General features: G+C 46.1%; 17 protein-coding genes and 1 riboswitch. Of the genes, 13 read left to right on the top strand and 4 right to left on the bottom strand.

The window, feature by feature from the left end:
• Nucleotides 1-92 precede the first annotated feature (92 nt).
• Nucleotides 93-1,331: an MFS transporter gene (locus KW93_RS09010; protein ID WP_052131540.1), complete on the bottom strand. Its 1,239-nt coding sequence runs from the start codon at nucleotides 1,329-1,331 to the stop codon at nucleotides 93-95.
• A 503-nt stretch (nucleotides 1,332-1,834) separates the two neighbouring features.
• On the opposite strand from KW93_RS09010, the gene KW93_RS09005 reads away from it, so the two are divergent.
• The 4 genes from KW93_RS09005 (at nucleotide 1,835) to KW93_RS08990 (ending at nucleotide 6,620) form a co-directional block, all read left to right on the top strand.
• Complete coding sequence (locus KW93_RS09005) at nucleotides 1,835-2,380, top strand: dihydrofolate reductase family protein (protein WP_033542673.1); 546 nt, start codon at nucleotides 1,835-1,837, stop codon at nucleotides 2,378-2,380.
• 116 nt (nucleotides 2,381-2,496) lie between these two features.
• Nucleotides 2,497-3,567 (top strand): aldo/keto reductase, encoded by a 1,071-nt coding sequence (locus KW93_RS09000; protein ID WP_033542672.1) that lies wholly within the window; start codon nucleotides 2,497-2,499, stop codon nucleotides 3,565-3,567.
• 559 nt (nucleotides 3,568-4,126) lie between these two features.
• Nucleotides 4,127-5,623: a glycine betaine uptake BCCT transporter gene (locus tag KW93_RS08995; RefSeq protein WP_033542671.1), complete on the top strand. Its 1,497-nt coding sequence runs from the start codon at nucleotides 4,127-4,129 to the stop codon at nucleotides 5,621-5,623.
• Between the two features lie 121 nt (nucleotides 5,624-5,744).
• Entirely contained in the window at nucleotides 5,745-6,620 is an 876-nt protein-coding gene (locus KW93_RS08990) for a 5'-3' exonuclease (protein WP_033542670.1), read from the top strand.
• 5 nt (nucleotides 6,621-6,625) lie between these two features.
• Here KW93_RS08990 and KW93_RS08985 read toward each other — a convergent pair whose 3' ends face one another.
• From KW93_RS08985 to KW93_RS08975, 3 genes are read right to left on the bottom strand one after another with little or no spacing between them, the layout of a single operon-like run.
• On the bottom strand, nucleotides 6,626-7,141 hold the full coding sequence (locus tag KW93_RS08985) for a C39 family peptidase (RefSeq protein ID WP_033542669.1): 516 nt from the start codon (nucleotides 7,139-7,141) through the stop codon (nucleotides 6,626-6,628).
• Nucleotides 7,142-7,168: 27 nt separating this feature from the next.
• On the bottom strand, nucleotides 7,169-7,633 hold the full coding sequence (locus KW93_RS08980) for an STAS domain-containing protein (RefSeq protein WP_033542668.1): 465 nt from the start codon (nucleotides 7,631-7,633) through the stop codon (nucleotides 7,169-7,171).
• A gap of 59 nt (nucleotides 7,634-7,692) precedes the next feature.
• The gene (locus KW93_RS08975; RefSeq protein ID WP_033542667.1) at nucleotides 7,693-8,013 is read right to left on the bottom strand and encodes a thioredoxin family protein; all 321 of its coding nucleotides are present in this window, start codon (nucleotides 8,011-8,013) and stop codon (nucleotides 7,693-7,695) included.
• 260 nt (nucleotides 8,014-8,273) lie between these two features.
• On the opposite strand from KW93_RS08975, the gene KW93_RS08970 reads away from it, so the two are divergent.
• From KW93_RS08970 to KW93_RS08930, 9 genes are all read left to right on the top strand, one after another.
• A complete protein-coding gene (locus tag KW93_RS08970; RefSeq protein ID WP_033542666.1) occupies nucleotides 8,274-10,655 on the top strand; it encodes a 3-hydroxyacyl-CoA dehydrogenase/enoyl-CoA hydratase family protein in 2,382 nt (793 codons plus the stop codon).
• A gap of 27 nt (nucleotides 10,656-10,682) precedes the next feature.
• Complete coding sequence (locus tag KW93_RS08965) at nucleotides 10,683-11,858, top strand: acetyl-CoA C-acetyltransferase (protein WP_033542665.1); 1,176 nt, start codon at nucleotides 10,683-10,685, stop codon at nucleotides 11,856-11,858.
• A 45-nt stretch (nucleotides 11,859-11,903) separates the two neighbouring features.
• On the top strand, nucleotides 11,904-13,685 hold the full coding sequence (locus tag KW93_RS08960; RefSeq protein ID WP_033542664.1) for an acyl-CoA dehydrogenase family protein: 1,782 nt from the start codon (nucleotides 11,904-11,906) through the stop codon (nucleotides 13,683-13,685).
• Between the two features lie 92 nt (nucleotides 13,686-13,777).
• A complete protein-coding gene (locus KW93_RS08955; RefSeq protein ID WP_033542663.1) occupies nucleotides 13,778-14,131 on the top strand; it encodes an arsenate reductase family protein in 354 nt (117 codons plus the stop codon).
• 78 nt (nucleotides 14,132-14,209) lie between these two features.
• A complete protein-coding gene (gene gcvH / locus KW93_RS08950) occupies nucleotides 14,210-14,590 on the top strand; it encodes a glycine cleavage system protein GcvH (RefSeq protein WP_033542662.1) in 381 nt (126 codons plus the stop codon).
• Nucleotides 14,591-14,706: 116 nt separating this feature from the next.
• Entirely contained in the window at nucleotides 14,707-15,045 is a 339-nt protein-coding gene (locus KW93_RS08945) for a TOPRIM domain-containing protein (RefSeq protein ID WP_033542661.1), read from the top strand.
• Nucleotides 15,046-15,051: 6 nt separating this feature from the next.
• Nucleotides 15,052-15,351, top strand: a complete 300-nt coding sequence (locus KW93_RS08940) for a thioredoxin family protein (protein WP_033542660.1) — start codon at nucleotides 15,052-15,054, stop codon at nucleotides 15,349-15,351.
• A 60-nt stretch (nucleotides 15,352-15,411) separates the two neighbouring features.
• Nucleotides 15,412-15,516, top strand: a riboswitch (SAM riboswitch).
• A gap of 86 nt (nucleotides 15,517-15,602) precedes the next feature.
• Nucleotides 15,603-16,628 (top strand): methionine ABC transporter ATP-binding protein, encoded by a 1,026-nt coding sequence (locus tag KW93_RS08935; protein WP_033542659.1) that lies wholly within the window; start codon nucleotides 15,603-15,605, stop codon nucleotides 16,626-16,628.
• Complete coding sequence (locus tag KW93_RS08930; RefSeq protein ID WP_033542658.1) at nucleotides 16,621-17,289, top strand: methionine ABC transporter permease; 669 nt, start codon at nucleotides 16,621-16,623, stop codon at nucleotides 17,287-17,289. Before KW93_RS08935 ends, KW93_RS08930 begins: the two co-directional genes overlap by 8 nt.
• Nucleotides 17,290-17,320 lie beyond the last annotated feature (31 nt).

Genomic DNA, 17,320 nt, shown 5'->3' with positions numbered 1-17,320 from the left:
GCGGGAGCCCGCTGGAAAGCGAAGCTGTTTGGCGGAATATCGACTATTAAAAATTATTAGTTCAACTTATATAAATCAAAAAAAGCTGAACCCTAAATACGGGATTCAGCTTCAAATGCAATAGTTTCTTCTGTGGCGGTTGTAATGGTTTTTCTACCGCTTGACCGGTACCAGGCAATGGTGATGCTGATTGTGACCAGCAGCATCGACAAGCCAAGGATAAACGGATAAACCATATTCATATCATACAGCAATCCCGCTGATACGGGGCCGACTACGTTGCCGATGCTCATATACGATGTACTCAATCCCATGGCAAAGCCTACTTCGCCTTTCGCCATTTTGGAGATCAGGATATTCAGTACAGGACGCAGGATAGACATGGCAAAGAAAATGATCAATGTAACGGCGAAGAACATGACGTAAGTTTCAGCAACTATAGCCAGCAGGAAGCCAGCCATCGCTACACAGAGAAATGCAATCAATACGGGCACTTCACCAAAACGGCGGATCAAACGGTCAACCGCGAATAGCTGGGTCAAAACACTGACGGTCTGGATTGCCATGCACATCAATGCAATATCGGTCACACTGGCGCTGAATTCATCGTTCAGGACCAGGCCGAAAATCGATTCGTAAGCCACTAAACCGAAGCTCATGACGAATGTGATGATCAGCGGGATAAAATAAGGCATTTTTGTCGAGCGGGCAATTTTCTGCGACATGGACTCTTCGTCTTCAAGGTCGCGGACGTTCGCTTGCCCAAGATGTGCCGGATCGGTTTCCTTCAGGAAAAAGAAGGCGAAGACGATAGCAGCTAAGGTAATCCAGGCGGACACAAGGAATGGCAGTTTAATGTCCATACCGGACATCATGATGCTGAGTGCAGGTCCAACTACAAGTCCAAGTGACATCGATGCGGTCACCATTCCAGTTCCTTTTGCGCGCTGTTCCTGTGTTGTAATGTCAGCCGTATAAGCAAAAACAGCCGGTATGAGAAAAGCATCGCCAATGCCGCCGATTACACGGGAAGCATATAAAACCCATAATGTGTCGGTAGAATAGAATAAGAACGTGCCAACACAGAGAAGGGCAAGGCCAGCAATAATCATTTTACGTCGGCCGAATTGATCGGTCCATTTTCCGCCAAGTGGAGAAAACAGTAAATGAGCGCCGGCAAAGCTGGCAATGATCAGGCCGGAAGCCATTCCTCCCTGGTTAATCGATTCAAGATAAGCTGGAATTACGGGGCCGGTTATTCCGAAACTTGTTATGATAATAAACACGGTAATCATTAAAATAGCAATTTTTTTACGTTGATCGGTAGACATTAAAAGTAAATCCTCGTTTCATATATATTATTGCGCAATCACATTTTGTTTTAACAACTTTCATATAGTATGTCCGCGAGAGCAGTAAGTCAATATATAAAGCTGATTTTTATTATAAAAATAGGTTTATTAAATGTTTTAGTAAAAAAATTTTAAAATAAGATATTTTCAAAATTTTTATTGTAAGAGCTTTCATTGGCTCAGTGAAAGGGGATTATGTGTGAGGACAGAATTACAGCTTTAAATTTTGTTGGATTTAAAGGGGAACAGAGAATGTCAGAATTGTGACTTGTGTTTTTTTACATTTTCCTAGGGAAGTCTCCATAGAATTTATGGAGCCACATAAAAACGCCAAGACCTTTTAAAGGGTGTCGGCGTTTTTTCGTTTTGATTTCAATTAAGTAAATTAACTATAAATCCACCTCGGAGAAAAGAAGGGACGTAACATACAAAGAAAGAATTTATTCACTAGAAGCAAAATTTCGTGAATGGGAGTGGACGAGATGGCAAAAGTAGTGTGGGGCATGATAATGTCCGTCGACGGATTCATTAATGACAAGGAAGGCAGTCTCGCTGAACTGTATGCCAGTTTCGAGCCTAATGAAGAAATCAATGAGGCGATGGCGAAAACCGGAGCTGTTATTATGGGGCGAAACAGTTTTGAGATGTCGGAAGATACAGATGCCTACGCGGACAATTATGAATTTCAGGTGCCCCTGTTTATCCTGACCCATCATCCACCCGAAAAACACCTGAAGGAAAATGACAAGCTGACGATTACCTTTGTGAATGATGGCATTGAAGATGCAATCAGTCAGGCCAGAGCTGCTGCCGGAGAAAAAAATGTGGTGGTGCTCGGTGCCAGTACGGGCCAGCAGGCGCTGAAAGCCGGGCTGGTGGAGGAATTGCAGATTGCCATTGCACCGATTCTATTGGGACAGGGGTTGCGTTTTTTCGACCATCTCGAAAACTTTGAAATCAGACTGGAAAAGGTGCTGACGATTGAAACCGCGAGACAGGTCGAAATCTGGTATAAGGTCATTCGGTGACAGTTTTGCTCTGATTTATAATCCTTAAAAGATGGATTCCGTTTTACTGTTGTAACTGAGGGGTAGATACCTATTGTTATCTCTTACTTAAAAACAGTATTTCTGAGGAGGATTCGATGGACTATATTTATCTGGGAAACTCAGGTCTTCGCGTACCGAAATATATACTCGGGACCATCCCGTTCAGCGGAACGAACGGTTTTGAAGCAGCGGGCAATGTGAAGGAAGAGGAAGCGCGCCGGATGGTCGATATGTCATTGGATGCCGGCATCAATATGTTCGATACGGCAAATCTATATTCGGAAGGAGACGCGGAAAAAGTTCTGGGTGCGGCGATCAAAGGCCGTCGTGAACAGGTGCTGTTGACGTCAAAGACAGGATTTCCTCTAGGAGGTAATCCGAACAGCCAGGGAGCTTCACGCAATAATATCCTGAAATCCATTGATGAATCATTGGAGCGGCTGGGTACGGATTATCTTGATCTGTATTTTGTGCATTTATGGGATGGACAGACGCCTGTTGAAGAAACCGTGGAAACGATGGACAGCCTCATTAAATCAGGAAAGATCCGGCATTGGGGTGTTTCCAATTACAGCGGATGGGCGCTTGCGAAAACTTATACGTTCGCCAGGATGGCCGGTTTTATTCCACCAGTCACACAACAGATTTACTATACACCTGAAGCGAGGGAAGCGGAATATGAGCTGCTTCCTGCAGGCAGGGAGCTTGGAGTGAGTTCGATGATTTGGAGCCCGCTCGGGGAAGGGCTGTTGAACGGCAAGATTGGCAGAGGAAAAGAAGCGCCTGAAGATACACGCCAGGGAGGTGGATGGTCGGAGCCATGGGTAATGGATCAGGAGCGGCTTTACGATGTAATTGCTGCACTGGAGGAAGCAGCGGCAAACCACAATGCATCCGTTCCGCAAATCGCTTATGCCTGGGTCAGGGACCGGCCGAATGTCGGACCGATTGTCATTGCAGCTCGTAATGAAGAGCAGCTGAAAGAAAATATCGCTTCTTTTGATATTCAGTTGACGAAGGAAGAGCACGATAAAATTGAGTCTGTCGCTCGTCCTGCGCCAATCTATCCCCATTGGCACCGGGCAATGAGCGCTCCGCAAATGGGAAGTCCATCCGAAATCGAATATTTGAAGGGTTATAAGAAATCAATGGGGATAGACGGCTAAAATTGCTTTTACGGATAAAAGACACGGGAGCATCTGAAAAAAAGATGCTTCTGTGTCTTTTTTATTAGCATTTCTGGACATTTAAAATATCGGAATTTTTCAAGCATCCACTTTTCAATCCATATTTTCATTATATAAGAATAACGGGAAATACAATTGATGGTTAAAAAAACACATAGCTATAGTTAAAGTAATAGTAAATTATGAAGAGAGCAGGAGCTTAATAGGTGAACCATGAAACACTTATTGCAAATAAACAGTACTCAAATGGAAGTTTTCCAAAAGGGGGGAAACGGATCAGCATTGGAACAAAACCAGAATGACTCCAGGATTGAAATTGTTTTATTGAAAAATGAATAGGGTATTAGTTAATGTGCACTTTTCTGCTCACATACATAATCCGCTATTTTGCTGAAAGGTTTATCATCTTGTTGGCTTGACTTCATCTTCTGTTTTGCGTAGCCTTGAATATTGATGATAAAATCTGACACTCTGTTTTGATTGGTATGGCTGTGAATTAGCAATCTAGGGACAGAAAATTAAAAAAGGGGGATATTTTATGAGAAAGGTTACCAATGTTTTCTGGATTTCACTAGCGCTGGTTATATTGGCTGTAGGTTATGGCGCACTGGCTCCGGGAAACTTCGAAACAGTGACAGGCAACATCGAGTCATTCCTTACCACCTCATTTGGCTGGTATTATCTTTTAGTCGTATCAGTCATGGTATTGTTCTGTTTATTTTTCCTCGTCAGTCCGATGGGGCAGGTAAAATTGGGCAAAGATACGGATAAACCGGAATTTTCTTTTTCAACATGGGTTGCCATGCTGTTTTCAGCAGGTATGGGAATCGGGCTCGTGTTCTGGGGCGCTGCTGAGCCGCTTTCGCATTATGCGATCGATCCGGCTACAGCAGACCCAGGTTCAGCGGAGGCATTCCGAGAGTCCATGCGCTACAGCTTTTTCCATTGGGGTCTGCATGCATGGTCCATTTACGCAGTAGTTGCTTTGGCACTGGCGTACGCTCAATTCCGGAAAGGGGAACCGGGGCTCGTTTCTGCAACTTTGAAGCCGTTATTCGGTGACCGCATGACAGGCGTCTGGGGTACCGTCGTGGACGTGGTAGCTGTTTTCGCAACGGTTGTCGGTGTAGCGACTACACTTGGCTTTGGAGCCATCCAGATCAACGGCGGACTTGCTTATATGTTCGATGGAATTTCAGCGGGCAGTTTTGTGACACAGCTCATCATCATTGCTGTGGTAACCATGATGTTCGTGGCTTCTTCCTGGACTGGATTGAGTAAAGGTATTAAGTATCTGTCAAATACGAATATGATACTTGCAGTCTTTTTATTGTTAATGGTCATTATTGTGGGACCAACTTTACTCATATTAAATATGTTCACTGATACAATAGGATCTTATCTCCAGAACCTTGTCAGAATGAGTTTCCGTGCTGCGCCAATCGATGGCGAAAATCGGGCGTGGATAGATGGTTGGACGATCTTCTACTGGGCTTGGTGGATTTCGTGGGCTCCGTTCGTCGGTATTTTTATTGCACGTATTTCAAAAGGCCGCACGATTCGCCAATTCCTGTTCGGGGTATTGATGCTCCCAACACTTATCAGTTTCCTGTGGTTCGCGGCTTTTGGTTCCACTGCGATCGATGTACAGAACAGCGGTTTCAACATGATTGAAATGCTGACCGAGGAACGGCTGTTTGCTACATTTTCACAATTGCCGCTGGGTACATTCATGTCGGTCATAGCTGTGTTATTGATCACGACATTCTTTGTTACGTCTGCGGATTCTGCGACATTCGTTCTCGGTATGCAGACAACGAATGGCTCATTGCACCCTAAGAACACTGTTAAATTGACTTGGGGTCTTGCACAATCGGCAATTGCTGTAATCCTGTTGTCAACAGGAGGACTTGATGCCCTGCAAACTGTATTGATCATAGCGGCATTCCCGTTCTCGATCATAATGCTCCTGATGATGGCCTCGTTCTATAAGGCATTGAATCTGGAATACAAAGCAATAAAGCGAAAACGCTAAAATAAGCAATCCCAGCTGCAGTTCCGTTGTCAGTCTTCAATTTGGCGGTGGAACTGCAGTTTTTTTGAATTGAAAAGCGTATAATGGTTTAAGGGATTAACTGAATGGAGGAAAAATTTCTATGGAAAAACCGCACGTATTATTGGTTGATGGAATGGCTTTATTATTCCGCTCATTCTTTGCGACTTCAGCGGTCGGCCAGTATTTCAGGACAACCGACGGGCTCGCAACAAATGGAGTACAGGGCTTTACACGCCACGTGCTTGCTGCCAAAACGATGATGAAACCGACTCATATGGCCATATGCTGGGATATGGGTGCACATACGTTCCGAACGGATATGTTCGATGGCTATAAAGCAAACCGCCCGGCGCCGCCGGATGATATGCTTCACCAGTTTGATCTGGCGAAAACGGTATCTGAACAATTGGGATGGCAAAACTTCGGTGAAAAAGGGATCGAAGCGGATGATTTTATCGGCTCGTTCACGAAGCAATGGGAGGACGAAGTCGATTTCACCATAATCACCGGTGACAAGGATATGCTTCAATTGCTGAAGCCTTCGGTGAAGATTGCGTTCATGAAAAAAGGGTTCCATATATATGATGAATATACGGAAGGACGTTTTCACGAAGAATATGGCATTGAACCTGCACAGTTTGCAGACGTCAAAGCATTTATGGGGGACGCAAGTGACGGTTATCCGGGCGTCAAAGGCATCGGACCGAAGACAGCGCTGCAGCTGATCCAGAAATACGGGTCGACGGACGGTGTGCTCGCAGCCCTTGATGAGCTGAAACCGGCGCAAAAGAAAAAGATCGAAGAGAATAAAGAGATGCTTCTTCTGTCCAAGGAATTGGCAGAGATCAAATGTGATATCGACCTCGACATCCCTTTGGATCAAATTGCAGTTCCCCGGTACACCGCTGACCATATCCGCCTGTGCGAAAACCTGCAGCTGAACTTGCTGGCCCGTCAATTGGAGAAATCCATATAAAAAAATCATTCCGCTTCATGCGGAATGATTTTGACAAAGCTCAGTACAGAGCGCTGTGAACTATAAGAAACTGTCCGGATTCTGCTCGGGCGGTTTCTTTTTCCGTTGTCGTGAAAATAAAGGATGACGTCGTCGGCTTTATCTTCAAAACCGATGAGTGGAACCCAGTGATAATTGAACATCGGCTTTGAAAACCAGCGGAAGCTGAAATAGCGGTCAAACTTCATCGCCAGGGGACGCCCTTGCAGAAGTTCTTCTTTCACTTCTGCAATCGACCGGATCTTTTCAATCCGGTACCGGCTTCCGGCGATTTTCCTGAAGTTGCGCATCAGTCTCCAGGTGAACAGGCCGATGGATGTCGTGCCGAGCACTTTATATATTTCATTGATACCCAGTTTTTCATTTTCGTGAAAGTTGTAAATAGCGGCTGCAGTCACAGGTCCGCAGGCGGAGCCGCGAATTTTGCTGTCAATCATTTCATCGTACTGGGACATTCCTTTAACCGGCAGCAGAATTTTCAATGCCTTCGCCTCCAGATTGCGCTCACATTATTTTGAAGAAAGGTTCTTTTTCTTTTCATCCAGCAATTCTTTCAGCGCTGCACGGAATGTCTTGTAGACTTCCAGGTCGACCTGGATGCCTGCATGGACAATTTCACGCACAAAACGGGGATTGAATCCGACATAAATCGGACGGAGGCCCATCAGTTTCAGGGAGCTGTTTAAAGCGGTCAGCTCACCGGCAAGTTCATTGTAGTCAAAAGTTTGGATATCTTCTGCTTGAACGCCGGTAAAATCGAAAATGACACATTCTGTTTCACGGTGCTCACCCGCATGCTCCAGGGCTTTGGTCCGGATCAATTCAAAACGGTCAGTTGAAATGATTCCGGCAATCGGCATCAGGATTGTCCTGGGAACAATCGATGGAATAATGGGAGCGGACATATTTTTTATGACCATCTCATAATATTTTACAAGGTCTTTTAATTCATTGTTTTCTTTCTGGAGATCCATGGGCCACCTCACTATAATTGGTAATCTAAGTATACAATAAAAAAGGAACAGGCATGAGCCTATTCCGGTTGTTCTGCTAAAAAGCCGGTTACATCTTCCGGTGATTTTGCATTTGCGCTGTGAAGATGCGCTTTTTTTTCTCCGTTTTTGAAAATCAGAAGGCTGGGAATGCCCATAACTTCATATTGATCTGCAATTTCAGGCAGCTCGTCACGGTTTACATCAAACCATTGATAGTTATTATATTCTTCGACGATCGGATCGATGAACATATCCATGCGTGTGCAATCCGGGCACCAGCCGGCCTGGAATTTGACGATGACCGGCTTGTCTCCGGCAATCGCTGTCTGGAATTCTTCGGTTGTATGGATCGGTTTCACAAGTTCTTCCCCCTGTTGCTTCTATTATAGTAGTAGCTGATCGATTGACTTGATGAATCATCAATCGGGCTCAATATTTACAGTGTACCTGTCATCTGCTGTTTCGCAAAGAAAAGAATCCTGAGAGGCAAAAAATATAGCGATTAAATATTGCGAAAAAAAGGAAAATAACTTACACTTATGAATATAGGGAACGTTCTATTTTTTTTAGCCTAAAAATGAATGAGCATTCATTCAAAAAATATGAGGAGGGTTTGCTAGTGGCATACCAAATTAGAAAAGCAGCTGTAATCGGATCCGGAGTCATGGGTTCCGGGATTGCGGCGCATCTTGCAAACATAGGAATTCCTGTACTGTTACTGGATATCGTACCGCGTGAACTGTCGGAAGCGGAACAGGCGAAAGGCCTGACGCTGGAAGACCGTGCAGTCCGCAACCGGATTGCAGCAACTTCCATCCAGAAATTACTGAAACAAAAACCGGCTCCTCTTACAGCCAAGAAGAATTTGGACCTTATCACTCCGGGGAACCTTGAAGACCATTTGGAAAAACTTACAGACGTCGACTGGATTGTCGAAGTGGTCGTTGAAAATCTTGATGTGAAAAAATCACTTTATGAAAAAATTGACGCAGTCAGAAAACCTGGAACAATCGTTTCTTCCAATACTTCAGGCATCTCGATCGATGCAATGGCGGAAGGCCGTTCTGAAGATTTCAGCAAGCATTTCCTGGGCACGCATTTCTTCAACCCGCCGCGTTATCTGAAGCTTCTAGAAGTAATTCCTGCAGCAACGACGGCTCCCGAAGTTGTGGAATTCATGACTGTTTTCGGTGAAGATGTGCTTGGCAAAGGCGTAGTAATCGCAAAAGACACGCCGAACTTCATTGCCAACCGCATCGGAACTTACGGTTTGCTTGTGACATTGCGTGAAATGCAGAGCCGCGGCTATTCGATCGGTGAAGTGGATTCCGTAACAGGTCCACTGATCGGGCGTCCGAAATCGGCGACTTTCCGCACACTGGATGTGGTGGGACTGGACACATTCATGCATGTGGCGAAAAACGTCCACGACCAGACAGAAGGAGAAGAACAGAAAGTGTTCGAAGCTCCTGAATTCATGAAGAAAATGGTTGAAAACGGATGGCTCGGTGCTAAATCCGGGCAGGGATTCTTCCTGAAGAAAGATAAGGAAATTCTCGAACTGGATCCGGAAACCCTGGAATACCGTCCAGCCGGCAAATTGAAAACGCCTTCACAGGAAATGGCCAAAACGCAAAAAGGCTCAGCGAAAATGCAGACACTTGTTTATGCAGATGACCGCACAGGTGAATTATTGTGGAATATCCTTGCGCCGGTGCTTCGCTATTCAGCCCAGTTGAACGGTGAAATCGCTGATGATATTGTCGCAATCGACAACGCCATGAAATGGGGCTTCGGCTGGAACCAGGGGCCGTTTGAAATATGGGACGCAATCGGTGTGCAAAAATCCGTTGCGAAGATGACAGAGGAAGGCCATGACATTCCTGCTTTTGTTCAATCCCTGATCGACAGCGGCAATGAAACCTTCTTTAAAGAGGTGGAAGGCGACCTTTACTTCTTCAATGGTACAGATTATGAAATCGTTCCGGTCAATGAAAAAGTGATCGACCTGAAACGCTATAAGAAAAAACACGGAGTCATCAAATCGAATGCGGGTGCGAGCCTGATTGACCTTGGAGACGGCATCGCTCTTCTTGAATTCCATTCGCAATCAAATGCAATCGGCCTTGATATCATGCAGATGATCAATTTTGCGATTGATGAAGTGGAAGCAAACTATAAAGGTCTTGTGATCGGAAATCAGGGCAAGAACTTCTGCGTCGGTGCCAACCTTGGCATGATTTTGATGGAAGCGCAGGATGACAACATTTTTGAACTTGATTTCACGATCAAAACTTTCCAGAACGCGATGATGAAAATCAAATACAGTTCCAAACCGGTTGTCGCTGCACCATTCGGCATGACGCTTGGCGGCGGTGCGGAAGTAGCGCTTCCTGCAGCACATATCCAGGCTTCGATGGAAACTTACATGGGACTTGTCGAAGCGGGCGTCGGTCTGATTCCTGGAGGCGGCGGAAACAAAGAGCTTTATATGAAACATTTGAAAGGCCTGCCGAACGGCATCGACTTCGATCTGCAAAATGTGGCGAGCAAAGTATTCGAATCAATTGCCATGGCAAAAGTGTCGACTTCTGCTGAAGAAGCGCGTGAAAACAACTTCCTGAACTTCGTGGACGGCATCAGCGTCAACAGCGACCACCTGATCTATGATGCGAAGCAAGCAGCTTTGGCGCTTTATGAAAATGGCTACCAGGCGCCGAAACGTGAAAAAGTGCCTGTCACCGGCGAACCGGGTTATGCAACTTTATTGCTTGGAGCTGAAGGCATGTTCCTGTCCGGCTATATCAGTGAATACGACTTGAAGATCGCTCAGAAGCTGGCATTTGTGTTGGCAGGCGGAAAAGTCCCATACGGCACGAAAGTGGATGAGCAGTACCTGCTCGACCTTGAACGGCAGGCATTCCTGAGTTTAGTGGCACAGCCGAAATCCCAGCAGCGCATGCAGCATATGCTGGTCAAAGGCAAACCGTTACGCAATTGATCGAAAGACAATAAAGGAGGAAACAATATGCGCGAAGCAGTAATCGTGGCCAGTGCCAGAACACCGGTCGGAAAAGCGAAAAAAGGTTCACTTGCAACTGTGCGGCCGGATGATTTCGGCGCACTGGCTGTTAGGGAAACATTGAGACGGGCAGGCGGTTACGACGGGCCGATAGATGATTTGATCATGGGCTGCGCAATGCCGGAAGCGGAGCAGGGGATGAACATTGCCCGCAACATCGGAGCGTTGGCAGGCTTACCGGATACGACACCGGCTGTAACGATCAACCGTTTCTGTTCATCCGGGCTGCAGTCAATCGCCTATGCGGCGGAACGCATCATGGTCGGGCATGCGGAAGCTGTCATTGCCGGCGGAGTGGAATCGATGAGCATGGTGCCAATGATGGGCAACGTCATCCGCCCCAACGCGAAATTGGCGGAAACAGCTCCGCAATACTATATGAGCATGGGTCATACCGCCGAGCAGGTGGCTACCCAATACGGCGTCAGCCGTGAAGATCAGGATGCGTTCTCGGTCCGCTCTCACGAAAAAGCGGCAGCAGCAATCGAAAAAGGCCATTTCGATGAAGAAGTTGTGCCTGTTGAAGTTACGAAAAGATACGTTGATGAAAACAATAAATACCAGGAAAAAACGGTCATGTTCGAAATGGATGAAGGCGTCCGCCACGGCACGTCAATCCAGACATTAAACAAATTGCGTGCAGCATTCTCGGCACGCGGTTCTGTAACAGCCGGGAACTCTTCACAGACTTCTGACGGTGCTGGTGCATTGCTCGTAATGGACCGTGAAAAAGCGGAAGCGCTCGGTTTGAAACCTATTGCCAAATTCCGCTCATTCGCAACAGGCGGCGTGCCCCCTGAAGTAATGGGCATCGGTCCGATCGAAGCGATTCCGAAAGCGTTGAAACTTGCCGGTCTGACAATCGGCGACATCGATGTATGGGAATTGAACGAAGCATTCGCTTCCCAGTCGCTGGCAGTCATCCGTAAATTGAATATCGATATCGACAAAGTGAACCTGAACGGCGGTGCCATCGCTCTTGGCCACCCACTGGGTGCAACCGGTTCAATCCTGACCATCCGCATGATGAGTGAACTGAAGCGCCAGGGCAAACAATTCGGCGTCGTCACAATGTGCATCGGCGGAGGAATGGGCGCAGCAGGCGTCTTTGAAATGCTGTAGGAGTTATTCATTTGAAATCAGCTTTTAAAATAGGAGGAATAGAAAATGGAACAATCAAAAACATTGATTAAAGGCGGAAGTTTCCTTATTGAAGACGCAGATCTGTCCCGCGTATTCACACCGGAGGATTTCACGGAAGAACAGAAGATGATCGCTAAATCGACGGAGGATTACGTCAACACAGACGTCATGCCGGTCGTCGAAAATCTTGAAAACCACGAGTTCGAACATTCCGTACGCCTGTTGAAAAAAGCTGGAGAACTGGGACTTTTAGGGGCAGATGTTCCTGAACAATACGGCGGTTTGGGTCTTGATAAAATCGCTTCAGCTTTGATCGCTGAAAAAATGTCCAAAGCGGGTGGTTTCTCCATCACGCACGGAGCACACGTCGGTATCGGTTCATTGCCAATCGTTCTTTTCGGCAATGAAGAACAAAAACAAAGCTACCTGCCACGTCTTGCAACGGGCGAAATGATCGCTGCCTACGCATTGACTGAGCCAAGCTCAGGTTCGGATGCACTGGGTGCGAAAACGACTGCCAAATTGAATGAAGCAGGAACCCATTACATTCTGAACGGTGAAAAACAATGGATCACTAACGCTGGCTTTGCTGATGTATTCGTCGTTTACGCGAAAATTGACGGAGAGCAGTTCTCTGCATTTATCGTGGAGCGTGAATTCGCAGGCGTTTCCGTTGGGCCGGAAGAGAAGAAAATGGGAATTAAATCATCTTCGACCCGTACATTGATCCTTGAAGATGCAGAAGTGCCGGTTGAAAACTTGCTCGGTGAAGCCGGACGCGGACACATCATCGCTTTTAATATCCTGAACATCGGGCGCTACAAATTGGGAGTAGGAACAATCGGAGCTTCCAAACGCGCAATGGAAATCACGATTCCTTATACAAACCAGCGCCAGCAGTTTAAAACGCCGATTTCTTCGTTCAACCTGACGCGTGAAAAACTTGCGACGATGGCGTCTCAATTATATGCGCTTGAAAGTTCGGTTTACCGCACAGTCGGTTTGTTCGAAGACCGCATGAGCGGATTTACGGATGAAGAACACGCAAACGGCAAACTGGTTGCAGATTCAATCGCTGAATTCGCAGTGGAATGCTCGATGAATAAATTCTTCGGAACAGAAACTTTGGATTACATCGTCGATGAAGGCGTTCAATTGCATGGCGGCTACGGCTTCATGCAGGAATATGAAATCGAGCGCATCTACCGCGACTCACGCATCAACCGTATTTTCGAAGGCACAAACGAAATCAACCGTTTGCTTGTACCTGGTACTTTATTGCGCAAAGCAATGAAAGGCGAATTGCCGCTCCTGCAGCATGCGATGAAACTTCAGGAAGAATTGTTAATGATGATGCCGGAAGAAATCGGTACGGAAGCGTTGGCTCAGGAAAAATACCTGGTCAGCAACGCGAAGAAAATCGCTATTTTGGCTGCGGGTCTTGCAGCTCAGACTTACGGAACAAAATTGGAGCAGGAGCAGGAAGTGTTAGTGAATATTGCAGATATCGTCAGCAACGTATTCGCTATGGAATCTGCTGTCCTCCGCACTGAAAAAGCGATTGCCGCTTCAGGTGAAGAAAAAGCGAAACAAAAACTTCTTTACACGCAAATCTACTGCCAGGAAGCTTTCGACAAAATCGAGAAAGACGCGAAAGAGACATTGATCGCTGCAATCGAAGGTGACAATCAGCGAATGATGCTTGCAGCACTGCGTAAGCTGACCCGCTCAACGCCTTATAACGTCATCGCGAAAAAACGCGAAGCCGCTGTGAAGCTGGTCGATGCTGAAAAATATATAGTTTAATGAAATGCATGAAGCGCTGCCGAAATGGGCGGCGCTTTTTTCGATTTTCTGCCTGTCTTTTGGTAAAATAGGTTTATCAAGGAGGTTTTTACATGTTGGATTTTTATTGGTATCCGAAGTGCAGCAGTTGCCGGAAAGCGGAAAAATGGCTGACCGGAAATGGGGTGGACTTCAAGGAAATACATATCGTCGAAAATCCGCCGTCAAAAGACGAGCTGGAAGAGATTGTTGCGGAAAGCGGTATTGAACTGAAAAAGTTTTTTAACACCAGCGGTCAGAAATACCGGGAGCTTGGGTTGAAAGATAAGCTCGCCGAAATGACGGAAGATGATAAACTGGAACTGCTTGCTTACGAGGGCATGCTGATTAAGCGGCCGCTTGCCTGGGACGGGAAAAAGGCGACTCTGGGATTCAAAGAAGAGCTCTATGAAAATACCTGGTCTTAAAGGTTTGGGAATGTTGTAATTCAACCGTTAATATGTCAAACTGAGATTGAAGCTACTACATATTTTGGAGGCGTTTGGATGAGCACACCACAAGAACTTCGTTATTCAAAAGAACATGAATGGGTTAAACTTGAAGACGGCAAAGCTCGCATCGGCATTACGCATTTTGCACAGGCTGAACTTGGCGACATCGTCTTTGTAGAATTGCCGCAGGTCGGTGATGAACTGAAGAAAAACGAACCGTTCGGCAGCGTTGAATCTGTTAAGACTGTATCGGAATTGTATGCCCCTGTAAGCGGCAAAGTTGTTGAAGTCAATTCTGAACTTGAAGACAGCCCGGAATTCGTTAACGAATCACCATACGAGCAAGCTTGGATGGTTGTCATCGAGGCTCCTTCTGATGAAGAAATGAACGATTTGATGGATGCTGATCAATATAAAGAAATGACGAACGAGTAATCCCTGGTAAGCGCCTTTTTTGTGGCGCTTTTTTTAATCAGATTTATTGAATCGAAAAAATTCAGGTAGCTGTTATCATGCTTTAATATTCCAATTGGTCAGTGGGGTGCTGGTTTATGGGCAAAGTGATTATGGTTGAAGGGATTTCTGATAAAAATAGAATTGCGCCGCTCATTGCAGAATCCGTGACGATTCTCTGCACAAATGGTACAGTGAGTGCAACAAGGCTCGAAGAATTGCTGCTGCCGTTTGAAGGGCAGGACATCATCGTGCTGGTGGATGCAGATAAATCCGGTGAAAAGCTGAGGAAACTGGTGAAGCGTGAATTTCCTGAAGCACGCCATTTTTATATCGACCGAAGCTATAAGGAAGTGGCGACGACGCCGCTGCGTATTCTCACCGACGTTTTGATAGCAGCCAACATCCGGGTCAATAAACTGTTAATCGAAGGATGACGATAGATGGAAGAATGGAACCACAAAGATTGGATCAAAATGAAGAACACACATAAGCTTTCTGCTTATTATCTGTATACGCCCATGTGCGGGACATGCCAGCTGGCATCAAAAATGCTGGATGTTGTGGTTGCGGCTCTGCCTGAATTGCCGATCGGCAAAGCGAATTTAAATTACGTGCAGGAAATTGCTGCATTATACGAAGTCGAAAGTGTTCCTTGTCTGCTTATTACGGAAAACGGAAAACTGAAAGAGAAAATATACGCTTTTCAGTCAGTCCCATATTTATATGAAAAGCTAAAATAGTTGACGTTTAAAAAAAGCCGTGGTAAATTGAAATCCTGAACAGCAAACTTAATAACGTAACTCTTATGGAGAGTGGTGGAGGGAAGTACCCTGTGAAGCCCGGCAACCGTCATGAAAATGAAATGGTGCCAAGTCACACAAAGTGAAAGCTTTGGAAGATGAGAGAACGGTTATCGTATAATTTTTTTACGTGCGCCCTTCTGCTCATTTTGAGCGGAAGGGTTTTTATATTGGAGTAGGAGAGTGTCTCAATGATTGAGTTAAAGGAATTGACGAAAATATTTGATACGGGCAAAGCCCAATTGACAGCAGTGGATGATGTCAATCTGTCGATAGCTGACGGTGAAATTTTCGGCATTATCGGATATAGCGGAGCAGGGAAAAGTACATTGATCCGTATCCTGAACGGTCTCGAAAAGCCGACTTCCGGCACCGTCGATATCAACGGCCAGATAATCACGGCCATTAAGGGAGCGGAGCTTCGGAAGGCGCGCCAGAAAGTCAGTATGATCTTTCAGCATTTTAATCTGCTCTGGTCCCGCACTGTAAAGGAGAACATCGAATTTCCACTTGAAATTGCCGGTGTTCCAAAAGGACAAAGAGAAGCGAAAGTCAAAGAACTGGTGGAACTGGTCGGTTTGGCTGGCCGCGAAAACGCTTATCCTTCGCAACTGTCCGGCGGTCAGAAACAGCGCGTCGGCATCGCCCGCGCACTCGCCAATGACCCGGAAGTACTGCTGTGCGATGAAGCCACTTCCGCCCTCGATCCGGAAACGACCGACGCAATACTGGATCTGCTGGTGGACATCAATAAACGACTGGGATTGACAATCGTTTTGATAACACATGAAATGCATGTCATCCGTAAAATCTGCCACCGCGTTGCAGTAATGGAAGGCGGAAGAGTAGTGGAACTTGGGGATGTGCTGGAGATTTTCCAGACGCCAAAACAGGAAATCACCAAACGCTTCGTTGCGCAGGTGACTGAAACGGAAGATTCGGCTGAAACTATCAGGAATCTTCGCGAACTTTATCCAACCGGGGAGCTTGTGAAATTGATATTCGTTGGCGAGCAGGCGGAACAGCCGATTCTGACAAAACTGATCCGGAGCTATCCGGTGGAAGTGAATATCGTCCAAGGTGATATATCACATACACAGCGAGGGGCATACGGCACCCTGATCCTTTTATTGAAAGGATCGAAAGAGGAAATCGCTGACGCTATCCTTTTCCTGGAAAATGAAAATGTACAAACGGAGGTGATGGCAAATGATTGAGTCATTATTTCCGAACGTCGATTGGGACAAAATGTGGGAAGCGACAGTAGAAACGATTTATATGACGGCCATGTCGACGCTTCTTACTTTCATCATCGGCCTTATCCTCGGCATTGTGCTGTTCCTGACATCGCTGAGACAATTATGGGCCAATAAAATCGTTTATTGGCTGACCGGAATTTTCGTCAACGTTTTCCGGTCCATTCCATTCATCATTTTAATTATTTTGCTGATTCCTTTTACAAAATTCCTGCTCGATACGATACGTGGACCGAATGCTGCATTGCCGGCTTTGGTTATTGGGGCGGCACCGTTTTATGCACGATTGGTCCTGATTGCATTCCAGGAAATTGATAAAGGCGTAGTTGAAGCAGCAAGATCCATGGGTGCCACTACATGGACCATCATCCGGAAGGTGCTGTTGCCGGAATCCAAACCGGCACTGATTTCAGGAATTACAGTCACTTCCATTGCATTGGTGGGCTATACAGCGATGGCGGGAGTCATCGGTGCTGGCGGGCTCGGAACATTGGCTTTCCTGGATGGTTTCCAGCGTACCCGTCCGGATGTCGTATTGATGGCGACCATCTTAATCCTGGTCATAGTCTTCATTATCCAGTGGATTGGTGATGCATTAACAAGAAAAGCTGACAAACGATGATGGCGGAAATTCCGTTCACATAAAAAAACAA

This window comes from Planococcus sp. CAU13, from assembly GCF_000775575.1.
Taxonomy (GTDB): Bacteria; Bacillota; Bacilli; order Bacillales_A; family Planococcaceae; genus Planococcus.
The sequence above is the reverse complement of the archived record's forward strand: the minus strand, read 5'-3'. Positions and strand labels throughout refer to the sequence as shown.

Bases quoted from the DNA above. Each gene is read 5' to 3' on its own strand.
- KW93_RS09010 (WP_052131540.1), bottom strand. From the start codon at position 1,331: ATGTCTACCGATCAACGTAAAAAAATTGCTATTTTAATGATTACCGTG.
- KW93_RS09005 (WP_033542673.1), top strand. From the start codon at position 1,835: ATGGCAAAAGTAGTGTGGGGCATGATAATGTCCGTCGACGGATTCATT.
- KW93_RS09000 (WP_033542672.1), top strand. From the start codon at position 2,497: ATGGACTATATTTATCTGGGAAACTCAGGTCTTCGCGTACCGAAATAT.
- KW93_RS08995 (WP_033542671.1), top strand. From the start codon at position 4,127: ATGAGAAAGGTTACCAATGTTTTCTGGATTTCACTAGCGCTGGTTATA.
- KW93_RS08990 (WP_033542670.1), top strand. From the start codon at position 5,745: ATGGAAAAACCGCACGTATTATTGGTTGATGGAATGGCTTTATTATTC.
- KW93_RS08980 (WP_033542668.1), bottom strand. From the start codon at position 7,633: ATGGATCTCCAGAAAGAAAACAATGAATTAAAAGACCTTGTAAAATAT.
- KW93_RS08965 (WP_033542665.1), top strand. From the start codon at position 10,683: ATGCGCGAAGCAGTAATCGTGGCCAGTGCCAGAACACCGGTCGGAAAA.
- KW93_RS08960 (WP_033542664.1), top strand. From the start codon at position 11,904: ATGGAACAATCAAAAACATTGATTAAAGGCGGAAGTTTCCTTATTGAA.
- KW93_RS08955 (WP_033542663.1), top strand. From the start codon at position 13,778: ATGTTGGATTTTTATTGGTATCCGAAGTGCAGCAGTTGCCGGAAAGCG.
- gcvH (WP_033542662.1), top strand. From the start codon at position 14,210: ATGAGCACACCACAAGAACTTCGTTATTCAAAAGAACATGAATGGGTT.
- KW93_RS08945 (WP_033542661.1), top strand. From the start codon at position 14,707: ATGGGCAAAGTGATTATGGTTGAAGGGATTTCTGATAAAAATAGAATT.
- KW93_RS08940 (WP_033542660.1), top strand. From the start codon at position 15,052: ATGGAAGAATGGAACCACAAAGATTGGATCAAAATGAAGAACACACAT.
- KW93_RS08935 (WP_033542659.1), top strand. From the start codon at position 15,603: ATGATTGAGTTAAAGGAATTGACGAAAATATTTGATACGGGCAAAGCC.
- KW93_RS08930 (WP_033542658.1), top strand. From the start codon at position 16,621: ATGATTGAGTCATTATTTCCGAACGTCGATTGGGACAAAATGTGGGAA.